The organism is Microcoleus vaginatus HSN003 (assembly GCF_022701255.1).
In the GTDB taxonomy this organism is placed as follows: domain Bacteria; phylum Cyanobacteriota; class Cyanobacteriia; order Cyanobacteriales; family Microcoleaceae; genus Microcoleus; species Microcoleus vaginatus_B.
Genome location: NZ_CP031705.1, coordinates 6,295,969 through 6,313,075, shown reverse-complemented (window position 1 = coordinate 6,313,075; position 17,107 = coordinate 6,295,969). Strand labels below are relative to the sequence as shown.

Below are 17,107 nucleotides of genomic sequence, written 5' to 3'. Positions count from 1 at the left end.
AAGTTGAAAAAGTAGTCTAAGCTCCTAAAAAGCCCGTTGCTACCATCATTAACTTTACTTCCGAGGGAACAGTCGCCACCTGTTCAAAAATTAGGGTGGTCAAAAATCCCATAGCCCAGCAACCGATGATGTTAATAGAAAAAATTCCCTAGGGGAAAGCGCAGCGAAATGGTTGCCAAACCCGAAGGTGATATAATACCGATTTAAAGCGGTGGCAACCGTATCTAAACTAATTGCGATCGGGTGGCGGAGATTGGGGGATTGCTGCATACAGCTCTTGGACATTTGCTAGTTGAAATTGAGATGAGTTTTAGATTCAGCAGCCTTATGTAAAGTATTGTAGGATTAAATTGGCGATCGGTCTAGCTATTCGCAATTAAAATTAAGAGAGAGTATTTATGCAAATTGTGCTGGCTACCTTAGACGATAGTTTAGTTAGAGCGTGGGAAAGCACTTGCGGCAATATGGAAAATGTCAAGATACACCGCGGTTCAATCTTTGATGTGAAATGCGATGCTATTGTTAGTCCGGGAAATAGTTTTGGTTTCATGGACGACGGCTTAGGTTTAGAAATTTCGGAATTTTTTGGAGGGCAGGTTCTTGAACGGCTGCAACAACTAATTCAGGATCGACATCACGGTGAACTATTAGTAGGAATGGCAGAAGTTTTAGACACAGATCATGCTGAAATTCCCTATTTAATCGCTGCACCAATTATGCGCGTTCCCACAGTTTTAAGAGAAACAGTAAATGTTTATCTAGCAACCCGCGCTATTTTGAATCTCGTAAAATTTGGCTCAGTACCAGATGGAACGCCAGTCAAACATATCATTGAAACTATCGCTATTCCCGGTATGGGTACGGGAATGGGCAAAGTACCGCCACATATCTGCGCCAATCAAATGAAAGTTGCGCTCGAAGAAGTCCTCTTATCTCAGTACGAATTTCCTCAATCTTTACTGCACGCTCAAAGATGTCACCACTTGTTATATACGGACGAAAGCGAAGATTTGCAGTTGGAAAATTGAAACTATTAAGTTTGCTCGTTTTCTTGTGTTGAGAAACCAAGTTTATTAGTGTGTGTTTTTTTAGGTATAGAGACTTATCACAAATTTAAGTGCGCTAAACCGTACCTACAAGTTGGCGGTATCCTACACACGAGAGCAACTTTGGTAGATATAATGTAATAGAACTGAGGTTATTACAACTAGGTAAGCGCGGATACAAAAGTGGATAAAGCTGGAACAAGAATTGCCTAGTTCTTATTAAATGCCAGAATTCTTTCTGGCGCTACACCTACAAAGTCTGTATAAAAGACCACAATTCCTTCTGGCGCTACACCTACAAAGTCTGCATCCAGGGACTGTGAGATTTTTTGAAAATGTTTACTAGCACAGGAGAAGATTGATATGACAGATCCAAAAGTAACCGAGGAACCAGTTTTAGAGGCAACTCTCGAAACGACGGCGATCGTCAAACAAGAGATGCCCGACGCGACTGATGAGGCGATCGCAGAAACTGCGGCGCTGTTTGAAGCAATTAAAAAACGCGCCACGGCCGAAGTGCAAGCAGCGGGCGAACTCACTCGCGAAGCTTATTTAAAAGCTGTGAATAAGGCCTCGGCGGCGATCGAAGAAAATAAGGATCTCGCCCACGAAAGAGTCACAGCAGCAGTCAGGCTGATTAAAAAAGAATCTGAGAAAAATTGGCTGGTGGTGGATGCGATTAAAACGCGGGCGCAAGCGCAGGTGCAAGATGCCGGCGAAGTCAGTCGCGAAGCTTATTTGAAAGCTGTGCGACAAGCGCGAGAAGCGGTGGAACAAAATAAATTGATCGAACGCGATCGCATCGAACAAGCTGTTGACCACATTCACACCGAAGCTGAAAAGAATTGGCACGTTATTGTGAGGCAAATTGAGTCGATCGGCACTCGCTTGACGGATGCGGCTAAGTCTGCATGGAACACGCTGACGGCGTTTTTTGACAAGTCTCACAGCGATCGCGGAGATTCCTAGAAGGGCCAGCCGGGGGTTGGGAACTCCCAGCGGGTTGTTAGGCTAGCTAGCTTTGGAATTAATTCCAAAGCTAATGGCGATCGTGCGTGCATTTGCATTCAGCAGAAGTTTCAGGCATACTGCATAATTAAAAAGCTTTATTTTTAGTCCACAACCCCGAATTATGAGAAGTTACTACTGCGGCGAACTGCGAAGCGAACACATCGGAGAGACTGTCACCCTTTACGGCTGGGTGGATCGCCGCCGCGATCATGGCGGGGTGATTTTTCTGGATGTGCGCGATCGATCGGGTATTGTGCAAATTGTCAGCGATCCTGAACGCACCCCCGATTCCTATCACGGGGCTGAGGCTTTACGCAGCGAATACGTGCTTAAAATTACTGGGCGAGTCACCAACCGCCCCGAAGATTCCCTCAACCCGAAATTGCCTACGGGTGAGGTGGAAATTTACGCTGACGAAATTGAGTTGTTGAATGCGGTTCGCAAACAGTTACCGTTTCAGGTGGCGACGGCGGAAAATGAAAGCGTGCGGGAAGATTTGCGGCTGAAATATCGCTATTTGGACTTGCGGCGCGATCGTATGAGTCGCAATTTGCAGCTTCGCCACCAAGTTGTGAAAGCTATGCGCCGCCACCTGGAAGATGTGGGAGGTTTTATTGAAGTTGAAACACCGATTTTAACGCGATCGACTCCTGAAGGTGCGAGAGATTATTTAGTGCCCAGTCGCGTCAATTTGGGCGATTGGTACGCTTTGCCGCAGTCGCCGCAGTTGTTCAAACAATTGTTAATGGTTTCGGGTTTGGACAGATATTATCAAATTGCCCGCTGTTTCCGCGATGAAGATTTGCGCGCTGACAGACAGCCGGAATTCACACAATTAGACATGGAAATGAGTTTCATGTCTTTAGAAGAAATTCTCGAATTAAACGAAGGTTTAGTCTCCCAGATTTTCCAAAGTGTCAAAGGCGTAGAATTGCCTCGTCCTTTTCCGCGCTTGACTTACGCGGAAGCAATGGATCGCTATGGTAGCGACAAACCAGACACTCGTTTCGGTTTGGAATTAGTCGATGTTTCCGATTTGATGAAAGATTCGGGATTTAAGGTATTTTCCGGGGCGGTTGCTGCGGGCGGAATTGTGAAAGTTTTGCCGATTCCGGGCGGGAATGATGCGATTTCTAATGTGCGGATTAAACCGGGCGGCGATTTGTTTAGGGAAGCCAGCGAAGCCGGTGCGAAGGGATTAGCTTACATTCGGGTGCGGGATAACGGCGAAATTGATACGATCGGCGCAATTAAGGATAATTTGACGGAAGCACAAAAACAGGAATTGCTCGATCGCACGGGCGCGCAACCAGGTCATTTGTTGTTATTTGCAGCAGCCGACGTGACAACTGTCAATAAGACTTTGGATAGATTGCGTTTGTTTGTCGGTAACGAATTGGGATTGATTGACAAAGACAAGATGAATCTGCTGTGGGTGACAGATTTCCCGATGTTTGAATGGAACGCTGACGAGAAGCGTTTGGAAGCATTGCATCACCCGTTTACTGCGCCGCATCCTGACGATATTAACGATTTGAAAACTGCGAGAGCTCAAGCTTACGATTTGGTGTTAAACGGTACAGAAATCGGCGGCGGTTCTCTGCGGATTTATCAGCGGGAAGTGCAGGAAAAGGTGTTTGAGGCGATCGGCTTATCGAGTGAGGAAGCTTACAATAAGTTTGGCTTTTTGTTGGATGCGTTTGAGTATGGAACTCCGCCCCACGGAGGCATTGCTTACGGTTTGGATCGCTTGGTGATGCTGTTGGCGGGCGAGGAATCGATTCGCGATGTGATTGCGTTTCCGAAGACGCAGCAGGCTGGTTGTTTGCTGACGAATGCGCCTGCTGGGGTGGATGAGAAGCAGTTGAAGGAGTTGCAAGTGCGATCGACTTATACGCCCAAGTCATAAGCGTATAAAACACCTTGACCATTCTCAATAATCCTTTCAGGGCGAGCTCTCGTGCCCACCGCACAATAAAATTCATCTGTTTGTTGTGGAACAGGCATCTTGCCTGTTCTTGAGAATGGTGCAAGATGTGTGATAAAATAGAGTTGAAAAAAAATGTTTTCGTATTAACACTTTTTTTAACCGCTATGGCAATAATTACGATTCAAGTTGATGAAAATATTAAGACAGCGTTTGAAGAAGCTAGTCCTAAGACTCAGCAAGAGTTAAGTTTGATTATTCAATTGTTTTTTAGAGAAAATTTACACAATAAAACTTTAACGCAGGTTATGGCAGAAATTTCCGATCGAGCCATGCAGCGAGGCTTAACGCCTGAAATTTTACAAGACATTTTAGCAGATAATAATGACGAATAGATGTGTCATTGATACGAATGTTTTAATCAGTGCTTTACTGTTTAAAACCTCAGTCCCATTTCGGGCGATTGAGTTGGCCGAAACAAAAGGAATAATTTTATATTCTGAAACGACTTTAAATGAATTAGAGCAAGTTTTAAATCGTAAAAAGTTTAACAAGTATCTTTCTTTGGAAGATCGGCAAGTATTTTTACTGAAATTTATCAGTTCATCCCAATTAGTTTCTATTACAGAAAACATCACTGTTTGTCGAGATGAAAAAGATAATAAGTTTTTAGACTTGGCTGTTAGTGGTAATGCCAATGTAATTGTTACGGGTGATTTGGATTTATTGGTATTAACTCCTTTTCAAGGAGTCGAAATTGTTACTCCCGATATGTTTATTGAGAGATTTAGTTAATGCCATAATTACATGGCACGTCTTTAGACTAAAAACACTATAATTATCATAGATATCATTGCGTTTCCGAAGATGCAGCAAGTGTGCTGTTTATTGGCGAATGCGCCGTCTGATGTGGATGAGAAGCAGATGAAGGAGTTGCAAGTGCGATCGACCTATACGCCCAAGTCATAATTATGAAACACCTTGACAATTTAACTATTTGTAGATTCCCGACTTTTTAAAGAACTCGGGAATCTGGATAATTGGTTTTTTTAGGTAGGCTTACTTATCGGGACTTAAACAAATTTTCAACCCAAACCAATCCCAAACAGGCTTTATACGCCATAAATGGAAGTTGTTTCCTTTATAGCTTGTTTGTTGATGTGAAAGCGTCAATTACCATCGATTGTATAATGATTAGGACTGATTTTTTGTTTAAGCCCTCCTCTGCTATAATTATAAAGGTAGCTTCAAATTAACTTTCTATGCCTGACACTTACTACTTTATTAAAGACTTAATTAATGATGTCGAAAGGGGAAGAATTAGAATTCCCTCTTTTCAACGGGGTTTTGTTTGGGAACCCAGTAGAGTTTCCTACTTCATCGACAGTATTTATCAAGGTTTTCCTTTTGGTTCTTTATTACTTTGGAGAACTAGAAATCCTTTACGGACTGAAAGAAATCTCGGTCCTTATAAACTTCTTGATAACGATCCTGAATATCCCATAGATTATGTACTTGATGGGCAACAGAGAATAACTTCTATTTTTGGTATATTTCAGACTTCTCTTATTCCTGAAAAGCGAGAAAATACTAATTGGACTAATCTATTTTTTGAAATAAATAGCGAAGAATCTGTTCCCTTTCAATATTTGGAAGATTTTACCAATTATGATCGTACAAAATTTTTCCCGCTAAAGTATGTTTTCGATGCTCCTAAGTATAGGAAAGTTACTAGAAACTTAGATGAGAGTTTAGCACAAAAGATAGACAAGCTAGTGGACAAATTTACCCAAGCCCGAATTCCTGTAGAACGATTTGAAAATGAAGAACGGAAATATGTTGCAACCGTTTTTGAGAGGATCAATCGGCAAGGGGTCGAATTAGATACTTTTCAGCTTTTGTCGGTCTGGAACTGGAGTGAAGATTTTGACTTACAAGAGAAGTTTAGAGAAGTTACTGAAGAACTGGAACCATTCGGCTTCAAAGAGGTAGGCTCTGATTTGCTTCTCAAATGCTGCTCTGCGGTAGCAATGAATAGTGCCGATCCAGAAGATTTTATGGAACTTCCTGGTAGTACAGTACGAGAAAAATTCGATGAAATTCGGACCGGCATATTCAGGGCTATTGACTTTTTGAAGGGTGAGCTAAATGTTTTCACTCTTAAGCTTTTACCAATGGAAAACATATTACCCGTTTTAGCCTCCTTCTTCGCTTCACCACAAAAACAACCACCTCCTATACCTGATGAGCAATACAAAACTATCAATAAATGGTTTTGGCGTTCATGTTTTTCTCAAAGATATGCGAGAGGAGGAGCTAAGAGTACCGCTGTAGATTTGGCAGAAGTACAAAATCTTAAGGCAGGCAAACCTCATAAACTTGGAGACTTTGACATATCCTTAGATACTACCTTCTTTCTTAAAAACTCGTTCCGAATGTCTACAGTTGCAACAAATACATTTATTATCCTTTTAGCACAAGGAAACCCATTAAACTTTATTCAAGGTACGAAGATATCTTTGCAAAAGGTTTTATCCCAAGGTAATCGAAAGGAATTTCATCATATTTTTCCCAAAGCTTACTTGGAAAGTCTGAGAAAGTATAAAGATGAGCAAATCAATTGTTTGGCAAACTTTGCATTACTTTCCCGAACTGACAACAATAAAATCAGAAATCAACCACCTAGCAAATACCGTACTAAGATGCCTGCTGAAGCTCAAACTTTTCAGGGTATAATAGTAACACATTTATGCCCTGTCAATACGTTCACCGATGACTATGATAGCTTTCTGGCCTCCAGAGCTGAATTGCTACTTAAAAAAGCAAATGAACTGTGCAAAATTGTTTAGTTGATAAAGTTCTTGCAGTCTAGCTGTCTGCTGATACATCTTTTTATAAGTGCAATCTGCCTTGCTTGTTATGGTCTAACGGGACTCAGACCAAAAGTGAATCCAAAATGGCTTTAAACCTAGATAGAGAAATGTCTAGTCCTATTAGAAGGGTCAGCTCGATCACGCCAGAAAACCGGATTGGCGATCGCTCTTCAATGAGACAGAAAGGTCGATCGCACTTTTTCAATTCGTGCGATCGCCCTCAAAGATTACTCTTTCCAGTAACGGGTTAAAATCCGAATTACCTCACCCGCTATCGGCGATGGTAGAGGCGGGCTCCATTCCCCAACTTCTGCAAAACCTAAAACGTGCAACAGATTAACGATACTGTCTACCGCTTTGGGAACGCCACACAACAGCAAACGAATCGGTTGCTTACCTTGAGGTACGTCAGGAATTTCTTCCCGGAGCAGTTCGGGAACTGATTTTGGCGGTGATATCATAGAGTTTCCTCCTAAATATGGGAGTTCAAGCCCCCACCGAACGATTGCGAGTCTGACCGGTGGGGGTTTTGTGTTTGACTATTTACACGGTATCACACCGTGTGTCACTATGCAAGAGGCGTACAAAGAAAGTACGATCGATGTATGAAGTAAATTCCCAGTTGCCTAATTTGCCAGCAAAAAACCTAAAACGAGTCACCAGCTACGTTCCTCCAAACGCCTACAACGTCTTGGAAGATTGGGCCAAGAAAGAAGACCGGACAGTCAGCAATCTCGTCAGTCGGATTGTCTCTCAAGCTGTAGATGCTTACTTGGCTAAAAAGACTACAGAAGATGAACCCAGCAGCAATTAACCTTTGATCTCTACGCTAATGGGTCATTCTCAACTGCCAACCTGTCTGGCCGTTTATTTTGTGTTGCAGTGAGGTTTTGTTTTTCCTCTAACCAGAAACCTGATCCAAAGGGTCAAATTCAGCAACCTGTTTTTGACGAAGAGAGGTAATTGCTAAGACTAAAACACTTAACGTAAGGCCTAAAATCGCATAACTCGGTAGTGAAAAAATAGTTACTTTAAACAAATAAGGCAATTCCCCCCCCTTCCAGTTCCACCGCTTTCCTAGAAACACCAACAGCCCGCCATGAATCACTGCGGTTTGCACCATGACACAGCCAACTCCCAATAACCAAACCGACATTCTTTGCCTAGAGAAGGAACAGTTTTTAATCTGAAAGCATAAATCATTCAGCAAAAAAACCACCGCCGGTGCTAACATCACAGAACTGGTGGGCTGAGAATAGTTGATAGCAATGCTCAAAGTAGAAATTAGCACCATTTCAGATAAGTCAAGTTTTTTTGACCAAGCATTGCGAGATTGTTTTTTGTAAAAATACCAACTCACTAAACCAACTAGCACCAGAATAATCAAGTCAGAAAATAGCTTCGCCACGAAGGGACTATCGGGGAAAAATCTCGGCCCCATAACCCTTAAATCAAGGCGACTCATAGAAATATAAGCATTATTCGATGGATCGTTGAGCCAGAGTGGAAATCCACGAGTCGCATCCTGTATAAATCCTGTTAAGGAATTGCCCGTTACAGCTAGACCTATAACTGCCAAAAAAGTTACCGTGACTATAGATATAAAAACTAGCTGAAACCGTCTTTTGATTAAAAAATAAGGAATAAACAATATAACTAAAGTGGGTTTAAAAAGGGCAATACCTAATAAAACTCCTGCAATTATATCGTGATTTTCCCTAGCATAAATAAACATCCATAACAGCAGAAGGGCAATAAAAGTGGCCACATTGCCAACTTGAAGATCGAAGACAAAACCGTAGAGGAATGCAACTGATATACTACAAATAGTCCTAAAAGCTCGTGAGTGCGACTCCAACAAGATATTCGCTCCCCATAAAACAAAACCTGTGGCAATAAGATGCAGCCAAGTCCAGATGGTGAATGCAGTCTTCATCGGGAAATAGCCCAAAAACCACAGCGGAGGAATGATATTAGGTGGATAAACAAAAGATGGAATAAACCCACACACTTTTGTGATGCTACAGAAACCGCGGTTAAATACTTCTACATTAAAGGGACTCAAATGCTGATGGGCTAATCTACTCGCTACATAAAACCACTTAAAATCCCAGTAAGGCGGATCGGGTCGAGTAGTCAGATTGTAAACCAACCAACCGGTATAACTGAGAAATCGGGTGAGAACTAATACAATAACTGCTTGCAAAATAAAGTTAACGATAGGTTGACTAAAAAACTGAGTCAACCTTTGGATCGAAGGATCTTTTAAAAATAAAGAATCTTGCCATGCTGTTTTTTCGCTATCTAATCGCCAATTAAATTTTAGAAACAAAGCGACGGCAATTATAATTATTACATTCCAGAATCCAAAGCTAATCATAGGAAATAATTTTAAAAAATTACTTTTTGATGATATCACAACCAGAGATTATCAACTAAAAGTCAGCCGGTGAACCGAGAATCTAGACGTTTTTTCCGGGTTTCTGCCTAACTCTCTTTTCTCTCTTTTCTCTGCGTCCTCTGCGCCCTCTGTGGTGAGAAAAAAAATCTTATTCACAAACAAAATAGGATTGCGATCTAAAAGCCCGATCGCACTTTTGTGCCTTGTAACCCTGTTCACCCCCAAACATATGCGTTACCCTAGTTGACTACAACTTGTACCGCACTCCCCAACTAAATTCATGCTTCCCCGCATCAAAGAATTAGCCGCCACCCTAGCACCCCGCTTAATCGAAATTCGCCGCCACATCCACTCCCACCCCGAACTCAGCGGCCAAGAATATCAAACCGCCGCCTACGTAGCCGGAGTTCTCGCATCCAGCGGAGTTCACGCGATCGAAGGAATCGGCAAAACAGGAGTCCTCGGCGAACTCAAAGGCAATAGCAACGAGTCCCGGTGGCTGGCAATTCGCACCGATATGGACGCTTTGCCGATTCAAGAACGCACAAACTTAGAATTTGCCTCCCGCAACGAGGGAGTCATGCACGCCTGCGGCCACGACATCCACACCACCGTCGGTTTGGGCGCAGCAATGATATTGTCTCAGCTAGAAGAAAAATTGCCCGGTCACGTCCGCTTCTTGTTTCAGCCGGCGGAAGAGATTGCCCAAGGTGCTCAATGGATGATTAAAGACGGCGCGATGCAAGATGTTGACGGCATCCTCGGAGTGCACGTTTTCCCGACGATTCCCGGCGGTTGCATCGGTATCCGCCACGGGGCACTCACGGCGGCGGCAGATGACATAGAATTGATTGTGATGGGCGAATCCGGCCACGGTGCGCGTCCCCACGAGGCGATCGACGCAATTTGGATTGCTTCTCAGATAATTACCACTTTGCAGCAGGCAATTAGCCGCACGCAAAATCCTTTGAGGCCACTGGTTTTGACGATCGGGCAAATTAACGGCGGACGAGCGCCGAACGTAATTGCCGATCGAGTAAAATTATTGGGAACCGTGCGATCGCTCCATCCGGAAACCCACGAAAACCTGCCGGCTTGGATCGAACAAATTGTTTCTAGCGTTTGCGGGACTTACGGCGCTAAGTACGAACTCACTTACAAGCGCGGCGTGCCGGGAGTCCAAAACGACCCAAAACTCACGCAATTAGTCGAAACTGCGGCTTTAGAAGCTTTAGGTCGATCGCGCGTCCAGATTTTACCAGAACCATCCCTCGGCGCGGAAGATTTTTCGATGTACTTAGAACACGCACCGGGAACCATGTTTCGCTTAGGAGTGGGACTGACTGACAAACCGAACTATCCCCTCCATCACCCGCAATTTGAGGTTGATGAAGCGGCGATCGTCACCGGCGCTGTCACCTTAGCCTATGCCGCCTACCAATATTGGAAACAGCATCCAGGTTCACACTAATAGTCTTCGACGTATGGGTGGTCAGCTAACTAACCGTAGGGTGCTTAGCGGAAAAAATGTTTAGTCTCTGGTCAAAGCATTCAGCCCTGACCCACCCTACAATAACTACAAAAACTAATTTAGAAAATTTTATGAACCTAGATTTCGATCGATTCTGCGACGCCTGCAATCCCAGTCACTCCCTCAAGTTTGGAAATTCAGAAGATATTCGCTACTACATTGATTTTGCTGAGGTGCGCGGCGGGAAAATTATTGACATACTCAAACGAACAATTACCCGTCTGGCACGAGATAAACCGACTTGCCAATTATTTACCGGACATATTGGTTGCGGCAAGTCTACTGAATTATCGCGACTACAAAAAGAGTTGACAGATCAGGGGTTTCATGTAGTTTACTTCGAGTCAACACAAGACCTCGATGAAATGGATCTCGATTTGACAGATATCATGTTAGCGATCGCGCGGCGAGTCAGTCAAAGTTTGGAAGAGGGCAACATTTCCTTGCAGCCCCAGGGTTTTAAAGACTTCTTAAAAAACAGTTGGAATTTTTTACAGACTCCTGTCACCCTAGAAGCAGAAGGAGAACTTTTTGGCAGCAAATATAAGGGCAATACAGACGGGAATCTGGAAGTTTCTCTGCCTTTAGGCATTGCCAAAATTACTGCCAAAATCAAAAGCGATCCCGACTTGCGATCTAAACTGAGACAGTACATGGAACCGCAAGCCAATAAAATGTTAGAACTGATTAATCAAGAAATTATTGATGTAGCAATTAATCAGCTAAAGCAGCGGGGTAAAAAAGGATTGGTGGTGATTGTTGATAACTTAGACCGGATAGTTTCTCGACCCAATGCAGCCGGGCGACCGTTGCCAGAATATATCTTTATTGACCGGGGCGATCAGTTGCGAAAACTGAATTGCCATTTAGTTTATACGCTGCCGTTGGAATTGATTTTTTCTAATGAAAGTGAAATATTAAAAAATCGCTTGGGGGGCGGAGTTGAACCGAAAGTTTTGCCGATGGTACCAGTAAAGAATAGAGACGGTAGCGAATGTGTTGAGGGGATGAATTTGCTGCGGCGCATGGTGATGTCGCGGGCATTTCCCGATGTTGTGCCAGAGAAATATATCACATTAATTACCCAAGTTTTTGACAGTCCTGAAACTTTAGATAGATTGTGTCGCGTCAGCGGAGGTCATTTGCGAAACTTGATGGGAATGCTGTTTGGTTGCTTGCAGCAAGATGACCCTCCCATTTCCCAAAATGTGTTGCAATCTGTGATTCGTAATTCCCGCGACAGTCTGATTCGTGGCATTGATAATGATGAGTGGGACTTACTTTTTAAGGTGGTGAAAGAACAAAGCATTAAGGGAGATAAAGAATACCAAGATTTGCTGAGAAATCTGTGGGTTTTTGAATATGTAGACATTCAAGGAAATTGGTTTGCGTTGAATCCGCTGTTGATGGAAACTGACAAATTTAAGCTGTGGCAGCAGCAAAATTCGTGAGATTATGGTAAACTCAAATCTAGCCGAAGATATTGCAGCAGAAAATGAGCGATCCCTCTCTACTTTAGTAAGGACGATCGCCCGCTTTCAAGGAAAGTTTTCTTTAACTCTAGTGCGCTGCAATTATGCTAGCTTGCGTTCTGCAATGCTGGAAAAGCTGCGCGATCGCTCTACTGTTGAATATCAAGAATTAGCCCTCGAACCTGCCACCAAAACACTTTATCAAACCATTCTCAATGCCGTCCAAGAGCAACCGCCGAAAGCTTTAATAGTTTTAGGTATCGAATCGGTGGTTGCTGTTGATGACCTGCTAGCTGGGGCTAATAGAGCGCGAGATCAATTCAAGCAAGATTTTGCTTTTCCCTTAATATTATGGGTTACGGATTCCGTACTGTCTAAATTTAGTCGATCGGCAAATGATTTGAAGTCTTGGGCTCCCTCTCCAATTCAGTTTACTATGCCGCCCGATGATTTGATGAATTTGTTGCAACAACAAGCAAGTCAAGCTTTTGCTAATGTTGAGAATTTCAAATTAGATGACTGTGAAATTGAGTCGTTGGAGAATGACCTGCTAAATGCAGCATTAGGCCCGGATTTGCAAGCTAGTTGGCAATTTATTCAGGGTTTAGTTGAAGTTCAGAAAAATCAAATAGATTTAGCACTCGAACATTATAAACAAAGTTTGACATTTTGGCAGCAAAATCACCAGTTAGAAAGACAAGGAATTGTCTGCCAGAAAATTGCTCAAGCTTACAACCGCAAAGCTGAATTGCACCGGGCAGGAAATCTAAATTATTGGCAAGAAGCTAGAAAGTATTTACAGCAATCTCTGGAGAGTTTTGAGCTAGTGCAGCGACATGATTTAGCTGCGAAATGTATTAGCAAACTCTGCGAAGTGCTGCGACTTTTACAAGCTTGGGAAGAGTTGGAAATTTTAGCTAAAAAAGCCTTAGAAATGCACGAACATTACGGCACTCCGAGTCAAGTAGCTGAAGATTACGGCTTTTTGGCTGAGGTGGCGCTGCAAAGTTTGGAGTGCGGAAAAGCTTGCCAATCGGCTCAATCAGCATTGGCTATTTTGGCACAACCAAGAGTATCCCAACAAAAGAATGGTTTGTATCGGTTACTTTTGGCCAAAGCGCAGCGAAATCTCACTCAACAGTCGAAGGCAGTTAAAAACTTAGAAGTAGCTAAAGAAATTACACAGCCTCAAGAGGACGTGCCGCTTTATTTGAGGATTTTAGAAGAGTTGAGAACTCTCTATTTTGAGCAAGGCGAATATTTAAAAGCATTTTACCTTAAACTCGAACAACAAGCAGTTAAAAGCAAATATGGATTGCAAGCTTTTATCGGTGCCAGCCGCTTGCAGTCGCCGCAACAAATAATTGATCTCGGTTTAAAATCCGGTAAGTCAAAAGCTGAAATTGTTGAGGAAATAGAAGCAGCTTCCGGGCGATCGCGCGATATTAAAGAGATAAGTAAACGGATACGTACACCTGCTTGCAAGCTGACGATCGTTCACGGACAATCTGGCGTAGGAAAAAGTTCGATAATTCAGGCATGGTTAGTTCCAGCACTGCAACTGACAACTTTTGAAGCGCGGGACGTATTGCCTATTTTATTGCAATCCTATCATGATTGGGTGAGGGATTGCGGTGAGTGTTTAAAAGCAGGAATTGAAGAATTAAAAGCTGTGAATTTGTCAGGGGCGATCGACACTCCGACAGCTATTTTAGAACAGTTGCGACTGAATCAAGACCGTAATTTATTAACTGTATTAATCTTTGACCAGTTTGAGGAATTTTTCTTTGCTTATCGAGATCCAAGTGGTAGGCGAGAGTTATATGATTTTCTGGCTGAATGTTTAAATCAGATTAGCGACCTCAAAATTATCCTGTCGCTGCGGGAAGATTATCTCTTCTACTTGTTAGAATGGAATCGCACGACCAACTTATCGATGATTGATAACGACATTCTCAATAAAAATATCTGCTATTACTTGGGTAACTTTTCGATTGCCGATGCTAAAGTTGTTGTCCAAACCTTAACCAAACGCTCTCAACTTGACTTGTCGGAAGATGTGGTAAACGCACTGGTAGCAGATTTAGCAGGTGAAGTGGGAGAAGTACGGCCGATCGAACTTCAAATCGCGGGAATGCAACTAGAAAAAAGGCAGATTACTCAACTGAGTGAATATCAGCAACTTGGCAGTCAGGCAAAGCTCAAACTGGTTGAGGAATTTTTAGCAGAAGTTATCGCCGACTGCGGCCAGGAAAATAAAGATATTGCCGAACTTGTCTTGTACTTGCTGACGGATGAAAACAACACTCGTCCTCAGAAAACTCTGGCTGAGTTAGCAGCAGATTTAGGAAGTAAGTCAGAAAAATTAGAGTTAGTTTTAGAGATTGTGGTTAAATCGGGATTGGTGTTAGAAGTGCCTGCAACTCCCATAGAACGCTACCAACTTGTCCACGATTATTTAGTGCCTTTTATCCGCAAACAGCGCGGTGCGGAATTACTAGAATTACGCCAAAAACTCAAGCAAACTGAAGCTGAAAATCAGATATTAGCAGAGGCAAGACAAAAAGCAGAACTTTTGTCTGTAGAATCACAGCGAAAAGCCCAGAGACGAATTGGTATTGGTACAGCGGTATTGAGTATTAGCCTAGTTTTAGCTGCAACTGTAATGGGAGTAGCGTGGCAGCAAGTGGACAAGGCACAGAAATTGACAAAATTAGAGCGCGCTGCAAGTGATGCTTTGAGAATGTTTGAGTTGCACAATAACCAAATAGATGCTTTAATCTCTGCCGTGAAGACTGGAAAAGAACTCAAAGCTACAGTCAAGGACGTTCGTTCCCTTGCAGATTACCCGATATTTACTCCCCAGATTGCCCTCAACCAGATTCTCGACAACATCCGAGAACAAAATCGGTTTAAAGGACATCAACGTTTGGTATGGAGTGTCAGTTTTAGTCCCGACGGCAAATACATCGCTACGGCATCATGGGACAAAACAGCCCGGTTGTGGGATGTAACAGGCAAGTTGATACAAGAATTTAAAGGACATCAACGTTGGGTATCGAGTGTCAGTTTTAGTCCCGACGGCAAATACATCGCTACGGCATCAGGGGACAAAACAGCAAGGTTGTGGGATGTAACAGGCAAGTTGATACAAGAATTTAAAGGACATCAAGATTCGGTATCGAGTGTCAGTTTTAGTCCCGACGGCAAATACATCGCTACGGCATCAGATGACTATACAGCCCGGTTGTGGGATGTAACAGGCAAGTTGATACAAGAATTTAAAGGACATCAACGTTGGGTATCGAGTGTCAGTTTTAGTCCTGACGGCAAATACATCGCTACGGCATCAGCAGACAAAACAGCCCGGTTGTGGGATGTCAAAGGCAAGTTGATACAACAATTTAAAGGACATCAAAGTTCGGTAAGGAGTGTCAGTTTTAGTCCCGACGGCAAATACATCGCTACGGCATCAGGGGACAAAACAGCAAGGTTGTGGGATTTAACAGGTAAGTTGATAGAAGAATTTAAAGGACATCAAAGTTCGGTAACAAGTGTCAGTTTTAGTCACGACGGCAAATACATCGCTACGGCATCATTGGACAAAACAGCCCGGTTGTGGGATTTAACAGGCAACCTGATCCAAGAATTTAAAGGACATCAAAATTTGGTATTGAGTGTCAGTTTTAGTCACGACGGCAAATACATCGCTACGGCATCAGGGGACTATACAGCCCGGTTGTGGGATTTAACAGGCAAGCTGATACAAGAATTTAAAGGACATCAAGATTTGGTATCGAGTGTCAGTTTTAGTCCCGACGGCAAATACATTGCTATATCAGGGGACAAAACAGCAAGGTTGTACGATTTAACAGGCAAGCTGATACGAGAATTTAAAGGACATCAAGATTCGGTAACCAGTGTCAGTTTTAGTCCCGACGGCAAATACATCGCTACGGCATCATCGGACAAAACAGCCCGGTTGTGGGATTTAACAGGCAAGCTGATACGAGAATTTAAAGGACATCAAGATTCGGTAACCAGTATCAGTTTTAGTCCTGACGGCAAATACATCGCTACGGCATCATTTGACAAAACAGCCCGGTTGTGGGATTTAACAGGCAACCTGATCCAAGAATTTAAAGGACATCAAAATTTGGTCTTGAGTGTCAGTTTTAGTCATGACGGCAAATACATCGCTACGGCATCAGGGGACAAAACAGCAAGGTTGTACGATTTAACAGGCAAGCTGATACAAGAATTTAAAGGACATCAAGATTCGGTATCGAGTGTCAGTTTTAGTCCCGACGGCAAATACATTGCTATATCAGGGGACAAAACAGCAAGGTTGTACGATTTAACAGGCAAGCTGATACGAGAATTTAAAGGACATCAAAATGTAGTATGGAGTGTCAGTTTTAGTCCTGACGGCAAATACATCGCTACGGCATCAGGGGACTATACAGCAAGGTTGTGGGATTTAACAGGCAAGCTGATACAAGAATTTAAAGGACATCAAGATTCGGTATCGAGTGTCAGTTTCAGTCCCGACGGCAAATACATTACTACGGCATCAGATGACTATACAGCCCGGTTGTGGCGAATTAAAAGTTTAGATGAAATGCTGGTGCAAGGCTGCGACTGGCTGCACGACTATTTGCAGAATAATGCTGATGAAAGCGAGAAACACGTTTGCGATGATATTAGTGCTCAGAAAAAATGATTAGCCAATCAGTCGGTAGGTGCAAATAAACCTGACCGTGTAACAGAATGTAAAGCGATCGCAACTTTTGCGATTACTGCGTTTCATCTCAAATCCGGTAGCATCGGAATTAATATTACCCAC

At 43.0% G+C, this 17,107-nt stretch carries 12 protein-coding genes; 10 read left to right on the top strand and 2 right to left on the bottom strand.

Annotation, left to right across the window (positions count from 1 at the left end):
* Nucleotides 1-398: 398 nt before the first annotated feature.
* The 6 genes from D0A37_RS27025 to D0A37_RS27000 all read left to right on the top strand — a co-directional run bounded on the left by D0A37_RS27025 (nucleotide 399) and on the right by D0A37_RS27000 (nucleotide 6,833).
* Nucleotides 399-1,028 carry a macro domain-containing protein gene (locus D0A37_RS27025; RefSeq protein ID WP_242719213.1) on the top strand — a complete coding sequence of 210 codons (630 nt, stop codon included), beginning with the start codon at nucleotides 399-401 and terminating at the stop codon, nucleotides 1,026-1,028.
* A 381-nt stretch (nucleotides 1,029-1,409) separates the two neighbouring features.
* Nucleotides 1,410-2,015, top strand: coding sequence for a hypothetical protein (locus D0A37_RS27020; RefSeq protein WP_242719211.1), 606 nt, complete (start codon nucleotides 1,410-1,412; stop codon nucleotides 2,013-2,015).
* A 163-nt stretch (nucleotides 2,016-2,178) separates the two neighbouring features.
* Nucleotides 2,179-3,966 carry an aspartate--tRNA ligase gene (gene aspS, locus D0A37_RS27015; protein WP_242719209.1) on the top strand — a complete coding sequence of 596 codons (1,788 nt, stop codon included), beginning with the start codon at nucleotides 2,179-2,181 and terminating at the stop codon, nucleotides 3,964-3,966.
* A 125-nt stretch (nucleotides 3,967-4,091) separates the two neighbouring features.
* Nucleotides 4,092-4,379, top strand: coding sequence for a hypothetical protein (locus D0A37_RS27010; RefSeq protein WP_242719207.1), 288 nt, complete (start codon nucleotides 4,092-4,094; stop codon nucleotides 4,377-4,379).
* Nucleotides 4,369-4,779 carry a putative toxin-antitoxin system toxin component, PIN family gene (locus tag D0A37_RS27005; RefSeq protein ID WP_242719206.1) on the top strand — a complete coding sequence of 137 codons (411 nt, stop codon included), beginning with the start codon at nucleotides 4,369-4,371 and terminating at the stop codon, nucleotides 4,777-4,779. The genes D0A37_RS27010 and D0A37_RS27005 overlap by 11 nt, the downstream gene beginning before the upstream one ends.
* Nucleotides 4,780-5,246: 467 nt before the next feature.
* The gene (locus tag D0A37_RS27000) at nucleotides 5,247-6,833 is read left to right on the top strand and encodes a DUF262 domain-containing protein (RefSeq protein ID WP_242719204.1); all 1,587 of its coding nucleotides are present in this window, start codon (nucleotides 5,247-5,249) and stop codon (nucleotides 6,831-6,833) included.
* Nucleotides 6,834-7,084: 251 nt separating this feature from the next.
* On the opposite strand, the gene D0A37_RS26995 is transcribed toward D0A37_RS27000, so the two are convergent.
* Entirely contained in the window at nucleotides 7,085-7,318 is a 234-nt protein-coding gene (locus D0A37_RS26995; protein WP_242719202.1) for a hypothetical protein, read from the bottom strand.
* 140 nt (nucleotides 7,319-7,458) lie between these two features.
* Here D0A37_RS26995 and D0A37_RS26990 point away from each other — a divergent pair, with 140 nt between their 5' ends.
* Nucleotides 7,459-7,671: a ribbon-helix-helix domain-containing protein gene (locus D0A37_RS26990; protein WP_242719200.1), complete on the top strand. Its 213-nt coding sequence runs from the start codon at nucleotides 7,459-7,461 to the stop codon at nucleotides 7,669-7,671.
* Nucleotides 7,672-7,758: 87 nt separating this feature from the next.
* Here D0A37_RS26990 and D0A37_RS26985 read toward each other — a convergent pair whose 3' ends face one another.
* Nucleotides 7,759-9,237 carry a glycosyltransferase family 87 protein gene (locus tag D0A37_RS26985; RefSeq protein WP_242719198.1) on the bottom strand — a complete coding sequence of 493 codons (1,479 nt, stop codon included), beginning with the start codon at nucleotides 9,235-9,237 and terminating at the stop codon, nucleotides 7,759-7,761.
* A 301-nt stretch (nucleotides 9,238-9,538) separates the two neighbouring features.
* On the opposite strand from D0A37_RS26985, the gene D0A37_RS26980 reads away from it, so the two are divergent.
* The 3 genes from D0A37_RS26980 to D0A37_RS26970 all read left to right on the top strand — a co-directional run bounded on the left by D0A37_RS26980 (nucleotide 9,539) and on the right by D0A37_RS26970 (nucleotide 16,984).
* Nucleotides 9,539-10,729 carry a M20 family metallopeptidase gene (locus D0A37_RS26980; protein WP_242719196.1) on the top strand — a complete coding sequence of 397 codons (1,191 nt, stop codon included), beginning with the start codon at nucleotides 9,539-9,541 and terminating at the stop codon, nucleotides 10,727-10,729.
* A 131-nt stretch (nucleotides 10,730-10,860) separates the two neighbouring features.
* A complete protein-coding gene (locus D0A37_RS26975) occupies nucleotides 10,861-12,240 on the top strand; it encodes a P-loop NTPase fold protein (RefSeq protein ID WP_242719194.1) in 1,380 nt (459 codons plus the stop codon).
* Between the two features lie 4 nt (nucleotides 12,241-12,244).
* Nucleotides 12,245-16,984, top strand: coding sequence for a WD40 domain-containing protein (locus D0A37_RS26970; protein ID WP_242719192.1), 4,740 nt, complete (start codon nucleotides 12,245-12,247; stop codon nucleotides 16,982-16,984).
* Nucleotides 16,985-17,107: the final 123 nt, after the last annotated feature.